The following is a 17,473-nucleotide window of genomic DNA, read 5'->3' as shown; positions in this document are numbered from 1 at the left end:
AGCGCTTCCCTTTATTTAATAAATTTCGTTTCTTTTTTGTTTCGTCTTTTATTGCCCGGTTGCCATAGTGGAGAGGTCATACCCGTTCCCATCCCGAACACGGAAGTCAAGCTCTCATTACGCCGATGATACTGCTCATTCGAGTGGGAAAGTAGGTAGCTGCCGGGCTTTTTTTATATAACCGGCATCTCCGATTATATAAAAAACCGTCCAAAGGTTCCTTAAAATGCAGCATCTGAACAAAGTGTCAACTTTGGAAGGTGGTGCATTCGTGCGCGGAACGCGCACATGTCAATCTCGACGTTTGCCGTAGGGCAAACTCGCGGTTAACGAGGCAGCCTTATTTGGTTGCCGAAGTTATACCTTCGTATCAGTTTGCCGAATGCTTATTTCAAAGCTAGTGCTATTGTTAGGGCAAACTACCGTGTGAAACGCTTTATGCGTTTCACACGGTAGTTTGTCGAGTTCTTTGTCTAGCCACAAAAAATTTTAGAACTAGCCTATAGTTTTTTTTATCTGTTTTGTATATAATTTTCCTTATGAATCCTCAAGTTTCTACATTTGATAAATTGGTTGAGTCTCTTTCCACAGAAGAAGCGCAGATAATGCTCGCACATATTGCTGAGAGTATGAAGATGTCTGAAGATATACAGACGGATTCTAAAAAAGAGCCGTTGCTGAGCGATACTGAACTAAAAAAAAGCATTCAAATAAATGATGAACCTTTTTTTATTCGTTTATGGTTGCGCCTTAAGTCTTTTTTTAAGTCATCATCTATTGAGACAGTGTATGAAGAGGAATTGATTCGACGTCTTGGAAAGGACTTGCAGCATGAGTATAAGCAATACATCAATATAAAAGGAAATCTCTTTACAAAGGATTTTTATGAATTGTTGAGAGAATTACGAAAAACGCAACTATTTTTTACGTCTCTTTTATCCGCTTATGATACTGACAAAGGAAATTTTTACTTATTGGTAAGTTCTTTTGTCGCACCGGATGTGTATTTAAAATTAATGTATAATACTGATCCTTTTAGCTGTGTTCCCAGTTCTCAGGCAAACGCCAATCTCCGGTCTGAACTATTAAAAAAAATTGATGAATCATTTTCTCTGATGACGACGGATAATAAGGCTGGAATGTATCAAGCAGCTAATGCAATTGAATGGATGCGATATTTTTGTGAATTGCCGATTGATAAAGCTGTTTTACGCTTTACCGTAAATCCGGCAGTTGACCCTTCCTGTTCCGTTTATTTGCTTTCCGCAGAGATTAGTATGCTTGCATCGGTACTCAGTACAACAAAACCAATTCCTGATGTTGTACTTCAAGCTTTATTTTTGTTATCAAAGCAAGATAAGTTAAACGATAAAACGGTTAATATGGATGAAGAATCGGTTGAGTTTATCGCACAGGCTTCTCATGCGTTGGAAGCAATTAAGGAATTTTCCGTGAAAATTCCAATTTTGGACTTAGCCCGTTATACATTAAAATCGATACATTGGGAACCGCAACGTCTTGAAGGAGGGGAAGATTGGTTTCAACTCTTTAAAGTAGCATGGAAAAAACGATTTAGTGAACGGTGGCAACTATGGGCATCAGAGCAAAGACGCGCTCAATTAAGCCGTCAGATGCTGGATTTGTTGAAAACTGATCGGCTTGAACCTTTGATGTACCGTCCATGGGAGGATTCATGGCTTGTGCTTCGGTTTAAGCGTGAATTCTCATTTAGCTTTCTTGCTGCTTTTTTTTCAAGATTATATCCCTCTTTTGTGCAACCGGTATTAAAAACTTTATTAATGGAAGGAAATTTTTATCGTCGTGAGAATCTTGCGGAATATACGAATGCCTTTACAGCATTGGAAAAACAGCAAAGCTGTATTAGTACTTTTGAAACACGGTTATCTCCTGAGGGTGAAATTGGAGCGGCCTTTATCCAATTAAAGGAAAAAACTGTAGCAAGTTTGAAGAGTAAGAATAGTCTTGAAGCATTAATGAAAAATATTGAAACCGAAGCGAAGCAAATTATTAGTTCTTCTCAGAGTGCATTTAAAATATTGATTGCTTTGCTCAACGGCTTTATTGAGGGTAATAAAAACAGTGTATATGCACCGCTTTTAAATTGGATGATTATCCAAGGAAATGATAATGCAGATTTTAGAAAGCGAGTAGAGGGTGTAAAAAAATTGTTGCAGGAAGTAACAAGTATTCTGTCGGAAGCGGATAAGATTGAAACAGATTGATAATATGGAATAGAAAACAATAAACCTGTTCGGAAACTTCCGTTTCTGAACAGGTTACCTTGAAATGCGATGTTCTAATTTGCTTGACAAAAAAACAGAGCGACTTATACTCTATAAGGAGGAAAATATATGGCAGAATTTCTAAGTGACCGCAACTTTGAACTCTTTAAAGATTTAATATACAACGAAAGCGGTATCACTTTTTCTGTAACAAACCGATCCATTTTGGAAAGCCGTTTGAAAGATCGTTTACGCGAGAACAAAATGGACGATCTTGATGCGTACTATAAAATTTTGACTTCAAATAAAGAAGAACTGAAAATTATGTTAGATTCGGTTACCACCAATCTGACCCGTTTTTTTCAGAAATCAACCTCATTTCGATGCTTTAGTTCATTATGTTATTCCTGAAATTGTCAAGATAAAACAAGCCGCAGGGCAAAACCAAATTCATATTTGGAGTGCGGGGTGTTCTACGGGTGAAGAGCCGTATACGATTGCTATGGTTATGAAGCGGCATTTACCGCAGGGATTTACAGCTGATATTCTTGCTTCCGATCTGTCGTTCAAGTCGTTGGTTGTTGGAAAACAAGGCTTTTATCCGGAAGGCCGTGTGGTTGGAATTCCTGATGATTATCTTGCACAGTACTTAACTAAACAAGGAACTGGCTATCAAATAAATCCTGAGATTATGAAAATGGTTAAGTTTGATTATCATAATTTAAAACATGATGCCAATAGAAATAACATCGATATTCTTTTTTGTCGTAATGTAATTATCTATTTTGACGAACCTGCACAACAGGCGGTTATTAATCGTTTCTGGGATGCGATGGCTCCTCACTCATTTCTTTTTATTGGACATTCGGAATCTTTGTTCGGTATGGATACGAAGTTTGAGTTTCTTAAAACCGAATGGGCATGTTTGTATCAAAAAAATGTTAAGTAGCGTTTTTATAGTTATGTACAAAAAAGGATATATGAATTTTTAATATATTTGCAAAAAATATAGGAGGTCGTTTTAGTATGGAAGATATAAAAGTTTTAATAGTTGATGACTCGGCTTTGATGCGGAGCTTGATTGGAAAAATAGTGGATGGGACACCCGGATTGACTGTCGCTGATAAAGCAATGAACGGACGGTTTGCCTTACAAAAGTTAGAGCGAGTTCAGCCTGATATTATTGTGCTTGATCTCGAAATGCCGGAAATGAATGGAATAGAATTTTTGCGTGAACGAAAAAGGCTTAATATTGATATTCCGGTAATCATTCTGTCCAGTATTGCAAAAGAGGGCGCTCGTATCACAATGGATTGTCTGGAACTTGGCGCTAGTGATTTTGTTACTAAGCCTTCCGGCTCGGAATCGGCAAACTTAGCTACAGTCGCCAGTCAGCTTGTGGAATTTTTACAAGCGTATGGTAGACAGTATCAACTGAAGAAACAAGCTACTAGCGGTATTAAAACATCTCCAGCTACTCTTGCACCGCATTATATTCATACGCCCCATCTGCAGACAGCACCACAAACGCATACAGCTGTAAGCGGTACTTCTGTCTTTGCGGTATCTCCAGAAGAAGCTGAAAAACCGATGCAAGTTCGTCAGCCGGGAAAACTTGAAATTATTGCAATTGGGATTTCAACCGGAGGACCGAATGCCTTGCGCGAAGTGTTTGCGGAATTAGATCCGAATCTTCCGCAGCCGATTGTCGTTGTACAACATATGCCTCCGGGATTTACTTATGAATTTGCGAATAGCCTAAATAAGATATGCCCATTGGAAGTAAAAGAAGCTCAAGAAGGAGATCTTGTAAAACCGGGGCGTATTCTTATTGCACAGGGTGGTAAACACCTTATGGTTGAAAAGAAGCCTCTTGGCGTTATTGCGCATATTTCCGATGCTCCTCCTCAGAGCGGGCATCGTCCGAGTGCGGATGTGTTGTTTGCTTCTGTAGCGGAGCAATTCCAAAATCGTGCACTTGGAATTATCATGACGGGTATGGGCAAAGACGGAGCTGCAAGCCTCACACGGTTGTATCAAGAAGGTTCCCGCACTATCGGACAAGATGAAGCTTCTGCTATTGTATACGGTATGCCCCGTGTTGCTTACGAAATGGGCGGCGTAATGGAACAAGTTTCGTTAAGCAATATGGCCTCCGTTATAAATCGCTATGGAAGAGAATTTGCCTAAATATTAGGAAAGATTTTGACGGATGATGTGTGTGCATCAGTTCGGGGAGTATTTTCGGCCTAAATGGAAAGTGCTATTGCTGTGCTTCTGCTTTCAGGTGTTCGAGGCTTTCCGGACTGAGCATATCCCCTGCACTAATGCCTGCCCGCTCAAAGTAGCCTTGTGCTACTTCAAGGGCGTAGCGCACCGAATACGTGCTGGCAGTAATATCTAAGCTGAACGGCTGCATATCATAGATTTCTCGAACACAGCCCGTAGAATCAATAAAGGCAATGGAAAGCGGGTGGGGAGTATCTTTCATCCAAAAGCGTAATTTTTGATCTCGTTTAAAGACAAAGATCATACCGGTACCGCCCGGTATCTCTTTCCGGTGCATAAAACCACGCTGCTGCTCTTGGGCGGTTACCGCAAGTTCCACATCAATGGAAATACCGGTTCCTGTTTTTTTCGATTCGATGGTGATGGTAATAGGAGACGCTTTCGGTCTTTCCGTACCCGTACAAGATACGGTAGCCGCTGCAAAGATAAGAATGTATACAGCCGCAGACAAGTGTCTAAAATCCTTCTTGATGGAATATAAATACATGATAACTTTTCCTATGAAAGACCTTCTCAAAAATTCAGTTCCAGAGGATTCTCTTAAATTCTAAAATCCGTCGATAAAGTTTTGGCGGTTCGTTTCGGCAGCGGCTTTCTCGGTAGTGCTTTGAGAAAGCAATTCATTGAATACCGTCAAATCGATATATTTTACGATAAGCGGCCGCTCGATAACAACACGGGTGTGTTCGTCTTCCCACACAGCACGCTGCGGGTTGATAGAGGTCGGTTCACCGTATTTTTCACAAAACTTGGAATAAACCGAATAGTAATCGATTGTATCGGTGTTTAGCTTAAAGATCATCGTATAAAGGTTATCCTGATAAAACTGGAACCATGACCTGCTGATAAAGTAAGAGCCTGCCGATTCGATAAGACTTCTGTTTTCCGTCGGCAGCAATGAAACATCCCGTTCGCCGCGGTACCCGAATACAGGATCCTGTTTGAGCGTCTCTTTTACTGCATCGATGTTCATGGCAAGCCGGATGCTGCGGTATTCGGTCGGTAATGCGATTTTTTCTTGTTTTTCGCTTTTTCCCGTAGGCTGCTTTAGTTCATTTCCAGTGGGTGCTTGAGCTGTGTGTACGGATTGTGCAGCTGTCGATGGTGCAGAAGATTCTCCTGCTGCTAAAGGTACTACAGTAACCGTAAAAAACAGAAAAGCCGTATATAAAAGATATTTCATCTTATACCCTCGGTGTCCTTGCATATCACCGGACCGGTTTTCCGCGATAGGTCGGTTCGTTTGCACGGGATTGCTTGCGGGCTTGTTCAATTTCCTGCATCTTTTTAAAGTATGCAGTCTGTTTTGACAGCTCAAGTGTATCGGTGATGATGATGCTGTCATCGGTACTGCGTACAATCGGGGTCATTAGAAACTCTGCAATCGCTTGCGAGACTTGTTCTTTGGGAATACTACACATCTTGGCAAGCTCCGCAGGGCCGAATAAGAAGGTATGCTGCTTGCCTGCACCGGGCTGTATCCGTAGCTTTTCAAGTTGAATACTCAGCATATCGTACATCTTTTCAAGCGGAACAGGGATAAGCGTGTTTGCGAGCTGCTTGTACATCGCCCAAATGCGGTCGGCGAGGGTTGTAGTCAAGCGAGCAATCAGTTGGGGCTGAGTTGTAACCATTTGGTTGAAGTTTTGCCGGTTTACTGCTAAAAGCTGACACTCTTCCGCTGCGGTAATAGCTGTGGCCGAACGCGGCTTATTCTCAAGCAGCGCCATTTCTCCGAACATGTCTCCTTCTCTAAGAACGGCAAGTAATACTTCGCTATTGTCCACAATTTTAGAAATTTTTACTCGACCTTTTTGAATGATATATAGTTCCGTCCCTGATTGGCATTCGCAGAAAATCATTGATTCACGGTTATACACCCGAACCATTTGTTTGGTATCCGGTTCGAGCATCTCAATCGGCGCTTTTACACCGGTTGATTTTATTGCCATAAAGCGTTTCCGCGCCGTTTCGGCATATTGTCCGTCCGGTTTTTCTTTTAGGTAGTGATAATACGCATACAATGCAAGCTCAAACTTTGACATTCTCAGGTAATATTCGCCGATAGTAAAAAGATGGGAAATATCGGTCTCGATATTACGCTTCAGGGTAATTCGGGTAAGGGCTTCGTCCAAATACCGCATCTTTTTACTAAAAGAGTAGATAATCTTCATTGCAATAGGAGTGTTTTTTTCTATTAATTCCGGAAACTGTGTATAGTGTACGGCAATCAGCACTACATCGGAAACTGCAACAGCCGTTTCAATTTGACTATGGTGAGCCATACAGGCAATAACGCCTAAAAAGTCGCCCGGCCCGAGGAGATTTCCTTCTTCTTCCGCTACGACCTCGTTTTGCTTTGCAATTTGTACTTGCCCGCTTTGGATAATATAAAAACGATCGGTATCGGATTTCCCTTCAATGAGGATATAAGACCCACGTTTAAAATTTACAAAAGATAATTGAAGCACTTTATTACCCTCTTATTTTTTTGCTTGTCATCATAATACCAGTCTGTCGCAATGTGCGTAAGCCCCTCTATCCGGCAAAAATAACTTCCGGTTCAAGTTCAAACCCTGTTTTATCCTTCACCCGCTCTTGAATTGTCTCAATTAGTTCCACAATCTCCTGTGCAGTTGCAGAACCGGCATTCACGATAAAATTTCCATGCCACGGTGCCACTTGAGCGTCTCCTATTCGCAGACCACGTAAGCCGGCTTCATCTATCAGCTGACCGGATGGTTTTCCGAATGCATGATTATTTTTAAAGACGCTGCCCGCCGAAGGGAGTTTAAAATGCCCCTTCGCTGTCCTATCCGCAATGCGGCTCTCCATTATTTTACGGATGCGCATTATATCTCCTTGCTCAACTCGGAACGTTGCGGAAAGTATCACCGTCCGGCTTTCATTCAGTTCTGCATACCGTTTATTTTGAGGCTGAAACGGTGAGCGTTTATAACCCCAGTCTTCTTGGCGGTATTTGAACTCTTTTATTGTGCAGCCTTTTTCAGAAAAACACAACACTGATACGGAAACCAATACGTCGGAAATCGATTTTTCGTAACAGCGGGCATTCATAAAGACAGCTCCTCCCACTGTTCCGGGAAGCCCTGCAAAATCTTCCAAGCCTGTAAGACCGTGATCTGCGCAGAATTCCGTTAGATCCTGCATCAGCGCTCCGGCTTCCGCTTGAACAAACCGTTTTCCCGCAGATTCCACCGGCATGATTTTATTTAATCTGCGGGTATGGATAACAGCTCCCCGTATTCCTTCATCCGGAATCAGTAGGTTTGTTCCTCCGCCAAGCAGTATCGCCGGTATCTGCTCTTCTTTAATAAATGCAAGCGCTGTCTCCAACTCCTCCGGCGATGAAGGCGTAATATATATATCGGCATTTCCACCGATTTTGAAACTCGTAAATGGACTTAATTTGACATTTTTTTGTATTATATCACGGATTTTAACCGGGAAGCTGGTTTTTTTCTCTTTTTCTTCTAGATTAAACATACTAAAACACTATATACTATCAGCGGCATTTATAAAAGCGGCAATCGTTTATTATAGGGAGATTTTTATGAGTTTACGCATATATAATACATTAGGACATAGGATGGAAGAGTTTGTACCCGTCGATCCGAAAAAAGTAGGTTTTTACGGCTGCGGGCCGACCGTATATAACTATGCGCATATCGGTAACTTACGAGCATATATATTTCAAGATACGCTGTCTCGCCTGCTGCGGTTTTTAGGCTATGCGGTAACCCATGTGATGAACATAACCGATATTGGACACCTTTCGGGCGACGCCGATGACGGCGAAGATAAGATGGTTAAAACGGCAAAGGAACGCGGACAGAGCGTGTTGGAGATTGCCGATTTCTATACTCAAGCGTTCTTTAAGGATACCGAGCGGCTTAACATCCGCCGCCCCGATGTTGTGTGCAAGGCTACCGACCACGTATCCGATATGATAGAGCTGATCAAACGGATTGAAGCAAACGGGCATACGTATTCGGCAGGCGGAAACCTCTACTATGATATTATGACCTTTCCTAAATACGGGGAACTCGCCTCGATTAATCTCGAAGATCTCAAAGCCGGTGCACGTATCGAAGTTGATGAAAATAAGCGGAATCCTCATGATTTTGTGCTCTGGTTTACCAAGAGTAAGTTCGAAAATCAGGCCTTAGTGTGGGATTCTCCGTGGGGCAGGGGATACCCCGGGTGGCATATTGAGTGTTCCGCTATGAGTATGAAGTATTTAGGCGAGCAGTTCGATATTCATACGGGTGGCATCGATCACATCCGTATACACCATACGAACGAGATAGCTCAGTCGGAGGGAGCAACCGGCAAAAAATGGGTAAAATATTGGCTCCATAACGAGTTTTTGGTGATGAACAAAGGGAAGATGTCCAAGTCTACCGGCGATTTTATCACGTTAGATAAGGTTATTGATGCAGGCTATGCGCCGCTCGATTACCGGTTCCTGCTGTTGGGAGGACATTATCGCAGCCAGCTTACCTTCTCGTGGGAAGCGATGGATACTGCAAAAAATGCACGCAAAAACCTTGAACAGCGGATTGCCAATCTGCTTGCCGAAGCCAAACCGCTTCCCGATTTTCCCTCCGACAATCTGACAGCCGAACAGTCGGTTTCGCTGCTCCGTACTGAAAAAGCACGCTGCTATCTGGCGGACTTTATACAGGCGCTTGAAGAAGATATTTCAACGCCGCGCGCCCTTTCCGTACTGCAACAGGTAGTGAAAGATAAGGGGCTTGAAGCAAGCGAAGCTATCACGTTAATTCGCATTTTCGATACGGTTCTTGCATTACATTTAATAGAAGAAGCAGCGGCGCTTCATACCGGTATGGAATCGGTCGATAATGCAGAAGAAATCGAACGCTTGGTCGCTGAACGGACGGAAGCGAAAAAGAATAAGGACTTTAAACGGGCGGATGAAATCCGTAACGTGCTGAAAGACCGCGGAATTGCTTTGGAAGATACGGCAAACGGAACGCTGTGGCGCAAGATGTAACTTTTGGGGAGACTAAGTTGTTTGATGAATTAGCGCCGTTAGATGCGCTTTCCGATAAGGATTTTAAAACCATTTATGATGCGGCAGTTCCTGCACTGTACAAGGTTGCTTATAATATTGTACGAGAAGAGGATGCTGCCGAGGATCTGTGCCATGATGCATTGATTAAGATGACGGAAAAAGAAATGAAGTTTCCGTCATTAAACGATGCAAAGTATTGGCTCATTAGAGTGGTAAAAAATGCAGCGCTTAACTATGCAAAGCGGAGAGTGTTGGAGCGGAAAGTATATACGCGTGCCTTTAAAGAAGATCAGCGCAAAATGGACTCCGGTGAAACTGCGCTCTTGAAAGATGAAACAATTCAAGATGTACAGCATGCATTGGAGCAGTTGCCTGAAAAGCTGCGGATTGTATTACAGCTTCGCGAATATACCGAGTTGAATTATAAGGAGATTGGACGTATCCTTGGTATTAGCGAAGGAAATGTGAAAGTCCGTATTTTCCGTGCACGGGAATATTTAGCAAAAGTTATAGGAGAAGATAATGTCTACATGCCCTAATAAAGATCTTTTGTCTGCTTATATCGACGGTGAAATTCCTTTTCCTTGGAAGGGAACAATAGAACAGCATTTACAGCAATGCGTTGCTTGTAAAAAGATATACGGTCAATATGAGCTGATACACCATTATATGCAAAAACCTACGACCGGAGCGGAGTTTGATGCGGGTGCTTCTTTTGCTAAATTGCTTGAAAAGCGAAATGCCGTATTACAGAATAAACTGCAAGCCCAAGAGCGACGATGGGGATTAAACTCAGGTGAGCGTTGGTTTTCTTCTTCTATTCGTATTCCTGTTCCTGCAGCAGCTGCGGCTGTTCTGATTTTTGTCTTGCTGCCGCTCGTATTGTTCTTCAGAGTAGAATATACCGTTAATTCGGTTACTGCTGCGCAATCTTCTTTCACGCCGATTATTCCCGTTTCGCTTGAAAAACAAAAAGCCTATTACCGAAATAGATTACGGTATTACGCAAACAAACGGCACTCAAAATTATGCCGTATCGACCAAATCGGTGAATACCAATGCTAAGTTCTTTACGGTCGGTGAATTTACTCGCTTATATTCAAAAGATGAAAATTTATTTCAGCCGGTTGAATCTACAGTCGATCTTAAAATTTCTTCTTCGTCGTTTCCGCTTTCATTGGAGCATCAACCGCTCTATATCATTGCCGATCCCAATATAAGAATCAGCAATCGATGAAACTTTTTTATCTCATAAGAAAGTATCCCTTTTTTCGCTTTCTTGTTTTTTCATTTGTTATCGGTGGTATAATAGCCGGTATTATTTTCCTTTCTCGATCTACCATTCGTTCCAATGTTATTATCGCTGTGTCTCCTCAAGTTACCGTACCGGGTGAACGAGTCACCGTAGCTGGTAAGAATTTTGGACAGCCTTCAATCCATTCGTGGCTGATGATCGGCAATAACAAAATTAAATCCGACCGGTGTATTGAATGGACGGATACGAAGATCGTTTTTGAAGCGCCCGATACGCTTTATGAAGATATGCTGTACGTGGTGACTAAGAATAAGCAAGGAAATGCTGTTATGCTGGTAAATCAGACAGTTTTTCCGGTTAGCTCAAAACGTACCGCAGACGAAAATCTTCCGTTTATCGATTCTTTGGAAGCCGATTCCGGCAATGTGGGAGATCTGATTTCCATTCACGGTAAAAACTTTGGTCACGCGCGGAATGATTCGGTTGTCCTATTTACAGGAACGCAGAATGCCGTTTATGCGCAAAATACTGCAAAAGAAGCGGTGTTGACTGGCGCTGAATGCAGCGAATCGGACTTCGATTACGAATTTTGGAGCGATCGTGAATTGCGGATACGGGTACCTGATGCCGCAGATACGGGAAATGTCGTGATTATTACCGAAGCGGGAATAAGTAATCCTGTGCCGTTCCGGTTAAAAAACAAATACGGTACTAAAACCTATACGGATACAAGGACATATCGTCTTGTTTCCGAAGTTGAAATTTCCGATTTTCTTGCTGAGATACCGAATACGTTCTTTTTGCAGATACCGTTGCCGCAAAAAACGGAAACACAGCGCACCGTTACCATTAATTCCGTTCAACCGGAGCCGTTTGTACCGTCATATCAGGGTGCGAGTATTTACCGTTTTCATAATGTTGAATCCGGCAGTAAAATACAGATCCGGCAAGAATACAGCGTATCCCGCAGTAGAGTTGAAACGAATGTCAACGTCGCTTCTCTCAGGAAAACGGGACAAAATAATCCGCTTTTATATGCCGCATATACCGAAGCTGATGAATTTCTCCCTGCCGATCATGCCGTCATTAAAAAGATGTGTCGGCAGATTGTTGGGGCTGAAACGAATCCATATAATAAAGCGCGGCGTATCTACACCTTTTTAACCTCAGAGCTAAAAGCGCGGGGAAGCAGTGCGGCAGATGCAGGTCGGTCTATTCTCACTGCTTTGGAAGAAAAGAACGGCAGCTCGTATGACCTTGCGCTGCTGTTTTGTACGCTTTCCCGCGCAGCCGGTGTACCGGCTGTTCCTGCCGCCGGACTATTGGTTGACGCGGAACAAAAAGCGGTATTGCATTGGTGGGCAGAGTTCTATATAAACGGTTTCGGCTGGGTTCCCGTTGATCCGGCGCTTGCGTCCGGTATTCCCTTTGATACCGGCGTTGCCGATAAGGGGCGATGGTATTTCGGCAATTTGGATGCCTATCATATTGCGTTTTCACGCGGGTATCAAACTCAAGCGCCTATGTTACCGAACGGTAAAACGACGGAAAAAGTGCGAAGCTATGCCTTTCGGTCTATTTGGGAAGAAGCCACGCCGAATATCAGCGGCTACAGTGCACTCTGGCGTATTCCAAAGATCACGGGAGTGTATTAAAAGAATTGCATTTTTTTAAATTAATTATTACATTATAAAGTGTAAAACAGCCTGTAAATGGACGGTAACCGGCATCGTTTTTAATTGTTTCGCTATCTAAAGGGGAAACTATCAATACGGATGAAGAGGAGCTTTATGGTACGTGTTTTATCGGTGGGCGGCTCAATCGTAGTGCCTCAACAGCCCAATGAAGTTTTTTTACGGGATTTTTCCTCCCATATACGCAGATGGCTCAGCGTATCGGCTGATAGAAAGCTGATTTTAGTTGTCGGCGGCGGCGGCCCAGCTCGAATGTATCAACAAGCATATAAAAATATTACCGATAACACGCCCTCAAATGATGAAGCCGATTGGATTGGGATTATGGCGACGCGGCTTAATGCGCAGCTTTTAAAAGCAATTTTTTCGGATATGTGCCCTAATCCTGTTGTGTATGACCCTACGGCAGTGGAGCTTTTTTCAGGACAGGTATTGATAGCCGCCGGTTGGAAGCCGGGTTTTTCCACCGATAACGATGCGGTTTTGCTGGCAGAGCGCTTTTCGGCAAAGCAGGTGATCAACCTGTCAAATATTGAAAAAGTATATACCGACGATCCTAAGAAAAATCCCGATGCAAAACCGATTGATACGATTTCATGGGAGCAATTTATTCGGTTGGTCGGTACGGAATGGATACCCGGAAAAAATGTTCCTTTTGATCCGGTTGCAAGCCTGCGCGCGCAGAAAGCGGGGATACAGGTCATCTGTGCCGGAGGTACCGATTTGGATAATCTCGATAACATCTTAAACGATTGCCCCTTTAAAGGCACGACGATAGGCTAGGCGTATGGATTATTATGAGGTTCTGGGAGTTTCTAAAACTGCTTCCGATGAAGAGATAAAAAAAGCATACCGTGCAAAGGCGCTGCAATATCATCCCGATAAAAATCAGGGAAATGCGTCCGCCGAAGAAATGTTCAAAAAGATAAACGAAGCGTATTCCGTATTGTCGGATTCCAAGAAACGCGCCGATTATGACCTCGGCGGCACCGCATCGCAGCAATATGGAGCCTACACACAACAGTATGCACGGCAGAATCCCTTTACCTATAACCCGTTTGCAGAAGAAGATGATGATACGATGTTCGGCACATCGTATCACTGGACGTTCTACCATTCGCCGGAGCAGGAAAACGAGCCTGTTTCGCATCGCAGAGGATTGGGAGCTTTACTCGCCGGTATCTTATATCTGTGGCTCGGATTGCTCAGTTTCCGTGTTATATATGCTTTTGGTTTTTTAAGTCTTTTTATCGGTGTGCCGTTGCTTGTGAAAGGCATTAAAAACCTGAAAATAGCGTTTGTATCGTTTTTTAAAAGCAGTCGTTAGCGTTCGCGGAAAATAATTCTCCCTCTGTTTAGGTCGTAGGGAGAGAGCGCAACTTTTACGCTGTCGCCGGGAACAATACGAATAAAATGTTTGCGCATCTTTCCCGATAAATGCGCCAAAATGACATGACCGTTTTTTAATTCAACACGAAACATCGTGTTGGGAAGGGATTCTTTGACAATCCCTTCAACTTCAATTGCTTCTTCTTTAGCCACAATTCCTCCAAAATAAAACATCGCAAAAGAATCTAATAGAAATCTCTAAAAACTTCAGTTTTTAGAAGTTTTCAGTTGCTTTTTTACTGAAATAACGCTTATAATTGTAAAATCTATTCATTAGTTTGTCAACTAATGGCAAAAGGTACAAAAAAGGAGTTTCAAAAATAGATGGAGAAACAGTTTTATCAAGAGATGAAGCAATCTCTGCATGAGCGCCGCGCCGAAATTATCAAAACATTTGTAGCAAACCATGAAAGTTTTAAGCAGATTATTGAATCGGTTGATCCTAAGGATTTCGGCGATATTGCTTCGGAAGATACCGACCGGAAGATGCTGGAGAGTATGAATGAAAAAGACGCCAAACGGATGCAGCTCATTGAATCCGCTCTTGCGCGTATCGAGCAGGGAAAGTATGGTAAGTGCATCAAGTGTGCAAAAAAAATACCGGAAGACCGGCTTCGGGCTATTCCTTATGCATTGATGTGCATCGAATGTCAATCCGAAACCGAACGAAAAAAACGTTAGTCTGAGGGGAGAAACAGCAGAGAACCGCACTGGAAATATTTTAAGCGGTTCTTTTCTTTTTGCACGAAATTTCGGAGGTATAAATGGAGAAAATATTTTTATTCATCGCAGACGGATTTGAAGAAGTTGAAGCGATTACGCCGCTTGATTATTTACGTCGCTGCGGAGCCGATTTGACATTAGTCGGAGTCGGTGCAAAAGTTATTCGCTCATCTCGCGGACTTGCTGTTACCTGTGACATTACCTTATCCGAGCTAATCGGCGAGGGGGCAAATGCGAAAAAAAATGTCGAGCAGTTGGCGGCAGGTACTGCACTGGCAATCCTGCCGGGAGGGCTCCCGAACAGCCGTACACTCAGTAAAAATGCCGAACTTCGCTCTTTTATAACCGAGACGGCAAAACACGGCGGATTAGTTGCGGCAATTTGCGCAGCTCCGGCGCTCGCTCTCGGCGGATGGGGCTTACTTGAGAGGAAGCGATTCACCTGTTATCCGGGTATGGGAGAAGATTTACCGACGCAGCCCATAAAAGGAGCGCGTGTCATCCGTGACGGTCAATTTATTACTGCCTGCGGAGCCGGAGCCGCTGAAGAATTCGCTTTTGCCTTGGTGGATGCCTTGTATGGCGAAAGAAAACTCATCGAGCTGAAAAGCTCAATCGTCGCCCGATAATGCGGTATGTATTGTTAGTATAATGAAGATAAACGGCTATCAAGATTGGAAGGAGGCGATGCTGCAGCTTCCTGAACGGACGTTTTTTCTCTTAATGCGTCTGTATCTGGGGGAAATTAAAACGCCTTTTAATAAGCAACGTCTCGTAGAGAGCCTCGGTGGATTTTTGTCGAAGCCCGAAACACAGCGGACGATGATAGAAAGCCTTGATCGCCTCGACCTGCTGATTTTAACAGCCGTTCATACACTGCCGGTGACCAACCGCGGTTCATTATTGATATTTTTATCTTCTGAAACCGCGTTACAGACTCGGCTGACCAATCTGGAAGAGCGGCTTGTTCTCTATCGGGACTGTTATACCGATGATTACGATAGACTAATCAACAACTACCGCATTAATCCGTTTTTGTATAAATCCGTCGAACCTTTATTGGATGCACACTCGCTTTTTTTACCGCAGCGAGAACAGGAACTTCAGAGTGAGGCAACGCTTTGCGATGATATCGTATTGGCCGGACTCTATACCTTCTTCCTCAAAGAAACCGATGTGCTGAAGATGAACGGCGCTTTTAAAGTAAAAGCCGAAAAGCAGCTTAAAGCGGTTTTTCAGGATGCAGCAACTGATATCGGCTGTTTTAAAACGCTCTGTACCGGCTTACAAAATCTCGGTTTGCTGATAGTGGAGTCCGCAAGCCTTACTCCCCAGCAAGGGCGATGGGAGGAGTTTTTTAAGCAAAAGCCGTTTGACCGAAAGATGTATACTATCGCCGCAGTGTACGGCCATGCACGTCGTGAGAGTATGCAAAAACGGGCGCAATTCTTTTCGGATTTTTTAACCTCGCTTGATCCTCGTGGGCTGTATGATGATATCGCATTGAAGCGCTTTTTTGATTTTTTATTCCTGCGTTTACATGCCGAAACAAACGGAGATGTCTCGATTTTCCCTGATATGATGATAGAGGATGAACTGCGTATGATCGATACGCTCAAAGCGCTTAAGTTTTTGCTGCCGGTCGGGGAATATTGGCAGTTGAATACGGCCTCCTTTAATCAAGAATCGGTAGAGCAGCCGTTGATTGCCGCTCCTTCATTTGAAATAACTATGTTACCCTTTACCGCTCTTGGGCGGATATTTCCGGTGCTCAGTTGCATGGAACCGGTATCTATTTTGACAACCGGCAGGTTTACCATCACACGTGCCGCTTGTTTGCGCTGTTTTGAGCGGTGCTGTACCGATAAAGCTTTGATCGCCTTACTTGAGGAAGCTTCCGGCGGGATAGTCCCTCAAAATATAAAGGTGAGCATTTCCGAATGGTACTTACAGTGTACCGCCGTCGGTCTGTACTACGGGTTTGTTATAACCGTTGCAGAGGAAAAACGGAAGCTTTTTAAACAAAATGCAGGGCTTCAGGATATCATCTATAAGGAATTAGCCGACGGTGTGTATCTGATAAAGCAGATGGATTTGGATTCGGTTCGTATGATGATCAAGTCCGCCGGTCTGGATGTAACTTTTTATACTACGGGCGGTACGGGACAATATACTGCTGCCGGATTTGCCTCTATTGAATACCGACATTCCGCGCTTGACCGCTTTGATAAAAAAGCGAAAAAACGGCGCACAATTCAATGCAAACAGAAAAACGACTATTCCGAACATATTCGGGAACTGCAAGCTGTTGTAGATACGATGCCGATCGATCAGTATAATAAGCAAGGCTTGAAGGAAAAAATTGCAAAAAAGCTTATCATCACTAAAGAACAGCTGAATGGAGCGCCGACAGATAACGGTGTTCGAGAAGTGTCGGGGCTTGATTTTTTAGGGAAAATTCACCTTGCGGAAACTGCAATTGCCGACAACAGCCGTTTGGAAGTGTCGATTGATGGGGTTTCCGGCCGTCGGATAATTGTGGGTGTTCCTATTGCAATTGAAAAAACGGAACATGATGCACTCTTGGTGATTCAAGAAGATAACACGCAATGCAAAGAAAAAATTTCGATTGCCGGTATCATAAAGATGCGATCATTCCGTAGTTCATTTTTTTCTTAATGCTGATGGCCGGTTCAAACTTTTGAAAAAAATTCCGATATTGTAATCGGTATCTTGTATATTATATGTATGTTTGCACTTTGTTGCGAACGTGCGTAAAAAGTCAATTGAAAGTTGGTACTTTCTTCTTGACTTTTATGGG

The 17,473-nt window shown here is 43.2% G+C and carries 17 protein-coding genes, 1 rRNA gene and 1 pseudogene; 14 read left to right on the top strand and 5 right to left on the bottom strand.

The features are described 5' to 3' along the window. Positions 1-54 precede the first annotated feature (54 nt). From rrf to GWP40_RS10500, 4 genes and pseudogenes are all read left to right on the top strand, one after another. Positions 55-168 (top strand): 5S ribosomal RNA (gene rrf / locus GWP40_RS10515). Positions 169-539: 371 nt separating this feature from the next. Continuing rightward, a complete protein-coding gene (locus GWP40_RS10510; RefSeq protein ID WP_212565297.1) occupies positions 540-2,243 on the top strand; it encodes a DUF5312 domain-containing protein in 1,704 nt (567 codons plus the stop codon). A gap of 129 nt (positions 2,244-2,372) precedes the next feature. Beyond that, positions 2,373-3,192: pseudogene (locus tag GWP40_RS10505) on the top strand (CheR family methyltransferase). Between the two features lie 77 nt (positions 3,193-3,269). Further along, on the top strand, positions 3,270-4,433 hold the full coding sequence (locus GWP40_RS10500; protein WP_212565296.1) for a protein-glutamate methylesterase/protein-glutamine glutaminase: 1,164 nt from the start codon (positions 3,270-3,272) through the stop codon (positions 4,431-4,433). Between the two features lie 73 nt (positions 4,434-4,506). On the opposite strand, the gene GWP40_RS10495 is transcribed toward GWP40_RS10500, so the two are convergent. The 4 genes from GWP40_RS10495 to murB all read right to left on the bottom strand — a co-directional run bounded on the left by GWP40_RS10495 (position 4,507) and on the right by murB (position 8,039). Further along, the gene (locus GWP40_RS10495; RefSeq protein ID WP_212565295.1) at positions 4,507-5,019 is read right to left on the bottom strand and encodes a DUF192 domain-containing protein; all 513 of its coding nucleotides are present in this window, start codon (positions 5,017-5,019) and stop codon (positions 4,507-4,509) included. A gap of 60 nt (positions 5,020-5,079) precedes the next feature. Then, positions 5,080-5,715 (bottom strand): hypothetical protein, encoded by a 636-nt coding sequence (locus GWP40_RS10490; protein ID WP_212565294.1) that lies wholly within the window; start codon positions 5,713-5,715, stop codon positions 5,080-5,082. A 25-nt stretch (positions 5,716-5,740) separates the two neighbouring features. After that, positions 5,741-7,003: a cyclic nucleotide-binding domain-containing protein gene (locus GWP40_RS10485; RefSeq protein ID WP_212565293.1), complete on the bottom strand. Its 1,263-nt coding sequence runs from the start codon at positions 7,001-7,003 to the stop codon at positions 5,741-5,743. 67 nt (positions 7,004-7,070) lie between these two features. After that, the gene (gene murB, locus GWP40_RS10480; protein ID WP_212565292.1) at positions 7,071-8,039 is read right to left on the bottom strand and encodes a UDP-N-acetylmuramate dehydrogenase; all 969 of its coding nucleotides are present in this window, start codon (positions 8,037-8,039) and stop codon (positions 7,071-7,073) included. A gap of 67 nt (positions 8,040-8,106) precedes the next feature. On the opposite strand from murB, the gene GWP40_RS10475 reads away from it, so the two are divergent. From GWP40_RS10475 to GWP40_RS13450, 7 genes are all read left to right on the top strand, one after another. Beyond that, positions 8,107-9,570, top strand: a complete 1,464-nt coding sequence (locus GWP40_RS10475; RefSeq protein WP_212565291.1) for a cysteine--tRNA ligase — start codon at positions 8,107-8,109, stop codon at positions 9,568-9,570. 17 nt (positions 9,571-9,587) lie between these two features. Then, entirely contained in the window at positions 9,588-10,130 is a 543-nt protein-coding gene (locus tag GWP40_RS10470; protein ID WP_040859137.1) for an RNA polymerase sigma factor, read from the top strand. Next, positions 10,114-10,656 (top strand): anti-sigma factor family protein, encoded by a 543-nt coding sequence (locus tag GWP40_RS10465; protein WP_230974412.1) that lies wholly within the window; start codon positions 10,114-10,116, stop codon positions 10,654-10,656. The genes GWP40_RS10470 and GWP40_RS10465 overlap by 17 nt, the downstream gene beginning before the upstream one ends. Beyond that, complete coding sequence (locus GWP40_RS13010; protein WP_230974411.1) at positions 10,640-10,828, top strand: hypothetical protein; 189 nt, start codon at positions 10,640-10,642, stop codon at positions 10,826-10,828. Before GWP40_RS10465 ends, GWP40_RS13010 begins: the two co-directional genes overlap by 17 nt. Next, positions 10,825-12,501 (top strand): transglutaminase domain-containing protein, encoded by a 1,677-nt coding sequence (locus GWP40_RS10460; RefSeq protein WP_212565290.1) that lies wholly within the window; start codon positions 10,825-10,827, stop codon positions 12,499-12,501. Before GWP40_RS13010 ends, GWP40_RS10460 begins: the two co-directional genes overlap by 4 nt. Before the next feature lie 135 nt (positions 12,502-12,636). After that, on the top strand, positions 12,637-13,323 hold the full coding sequence (gene pyrH / locus GWP40_RS10455; protein ID WP_212565289.1) for a UMP kinase: 687 nt from the start codon (positions 12,637-12,639) through the stop codon (positions 13,321-13,323). A gap of 4 nt (positions 13,324-13,327) precedes the next feature. Continuing rightward, positions 13,328-13,867, top strand: coding sequence for a DnaJ domain-containing protein (locus GWP40_RS13450; protein WP_212565288.1), 540 nt, complete (start codon positions 13,328-13,330; stop codon positions 13,865-13,867). Here GWP40_RS13450 and infA read toward each other — a convergent pair. Beyond that, a complete protein-coding gene (infA, locus tag GWP40_RS10445) occupies positions 13,864-14,085 on the bottom strand; it encodes a translation initiation factor IF-1 (RefSeq protein ID WP_462218612.1) in 222 nt (73 codons plus the stop codon). The two genes, GWP40_RS13450 and infA, sit on opposite strands and share 4 nt — an antisense overlap. Before the next feature lie 168 nt (positions 14,086-14,253). Between infA and GWP40_RS10440 the strand changes: the two genes are divergently transcribed. The 3 genes from GWP40_RS10440 (at position 14,254) to GWP40_RS10430 (ending at position 17,331) form a co-directional block, all read left to right on the top strand. Further along, on the top strand, positions 14,254-14,610 hold the full coding sequence (locus GWP40_RS10440) for a TraR/DksA family transcriptional regulator (protein WP_212565287.1): 357 nt from the start codon (positions 14,254-14,256) through the stop codon (positions 14,608-14,610). Between the two features lie 83 nt (positions 14,611-14,693). Further along, positions 14,694-15,281 carry a DJ-1/PfpI family protein gene (locus GWP40_RS10435; protein WP_212565286.1) on the top strand — a complete coding sequence of 196 codons (588 nt, stop codon included), beginning with the start codon at positions 14,694-14,696 and terminating at the stop codon, positions 15,279-15,281. A gap of 22 nt (positions 15,282-15,303) precedes the next feature. Continuing rightward, a complete protein-coding gene (locus GWP40_RS10430) occupies positions 15,304-17,331 on the top strand; it encodes a hypothetical protein (protein ID WP_212565285.1) in 2,028 nt (675 codons plus the stop codon). Positions 17,332-17,473: the final 142 nt, after the last annotated feature.

The organism is Treponema vincentii (assembly GCF_018336815.1).
Taxonomy (GTDB): Bacteria; Spirochaetota; Spirochaetia; order Treponematales; family Treponemataceae; genus Treponema.
Note: the sequence above shows the minus strand (reverse complement) of the source record. Positions and strands in the feature narration are given on the sequence as shown.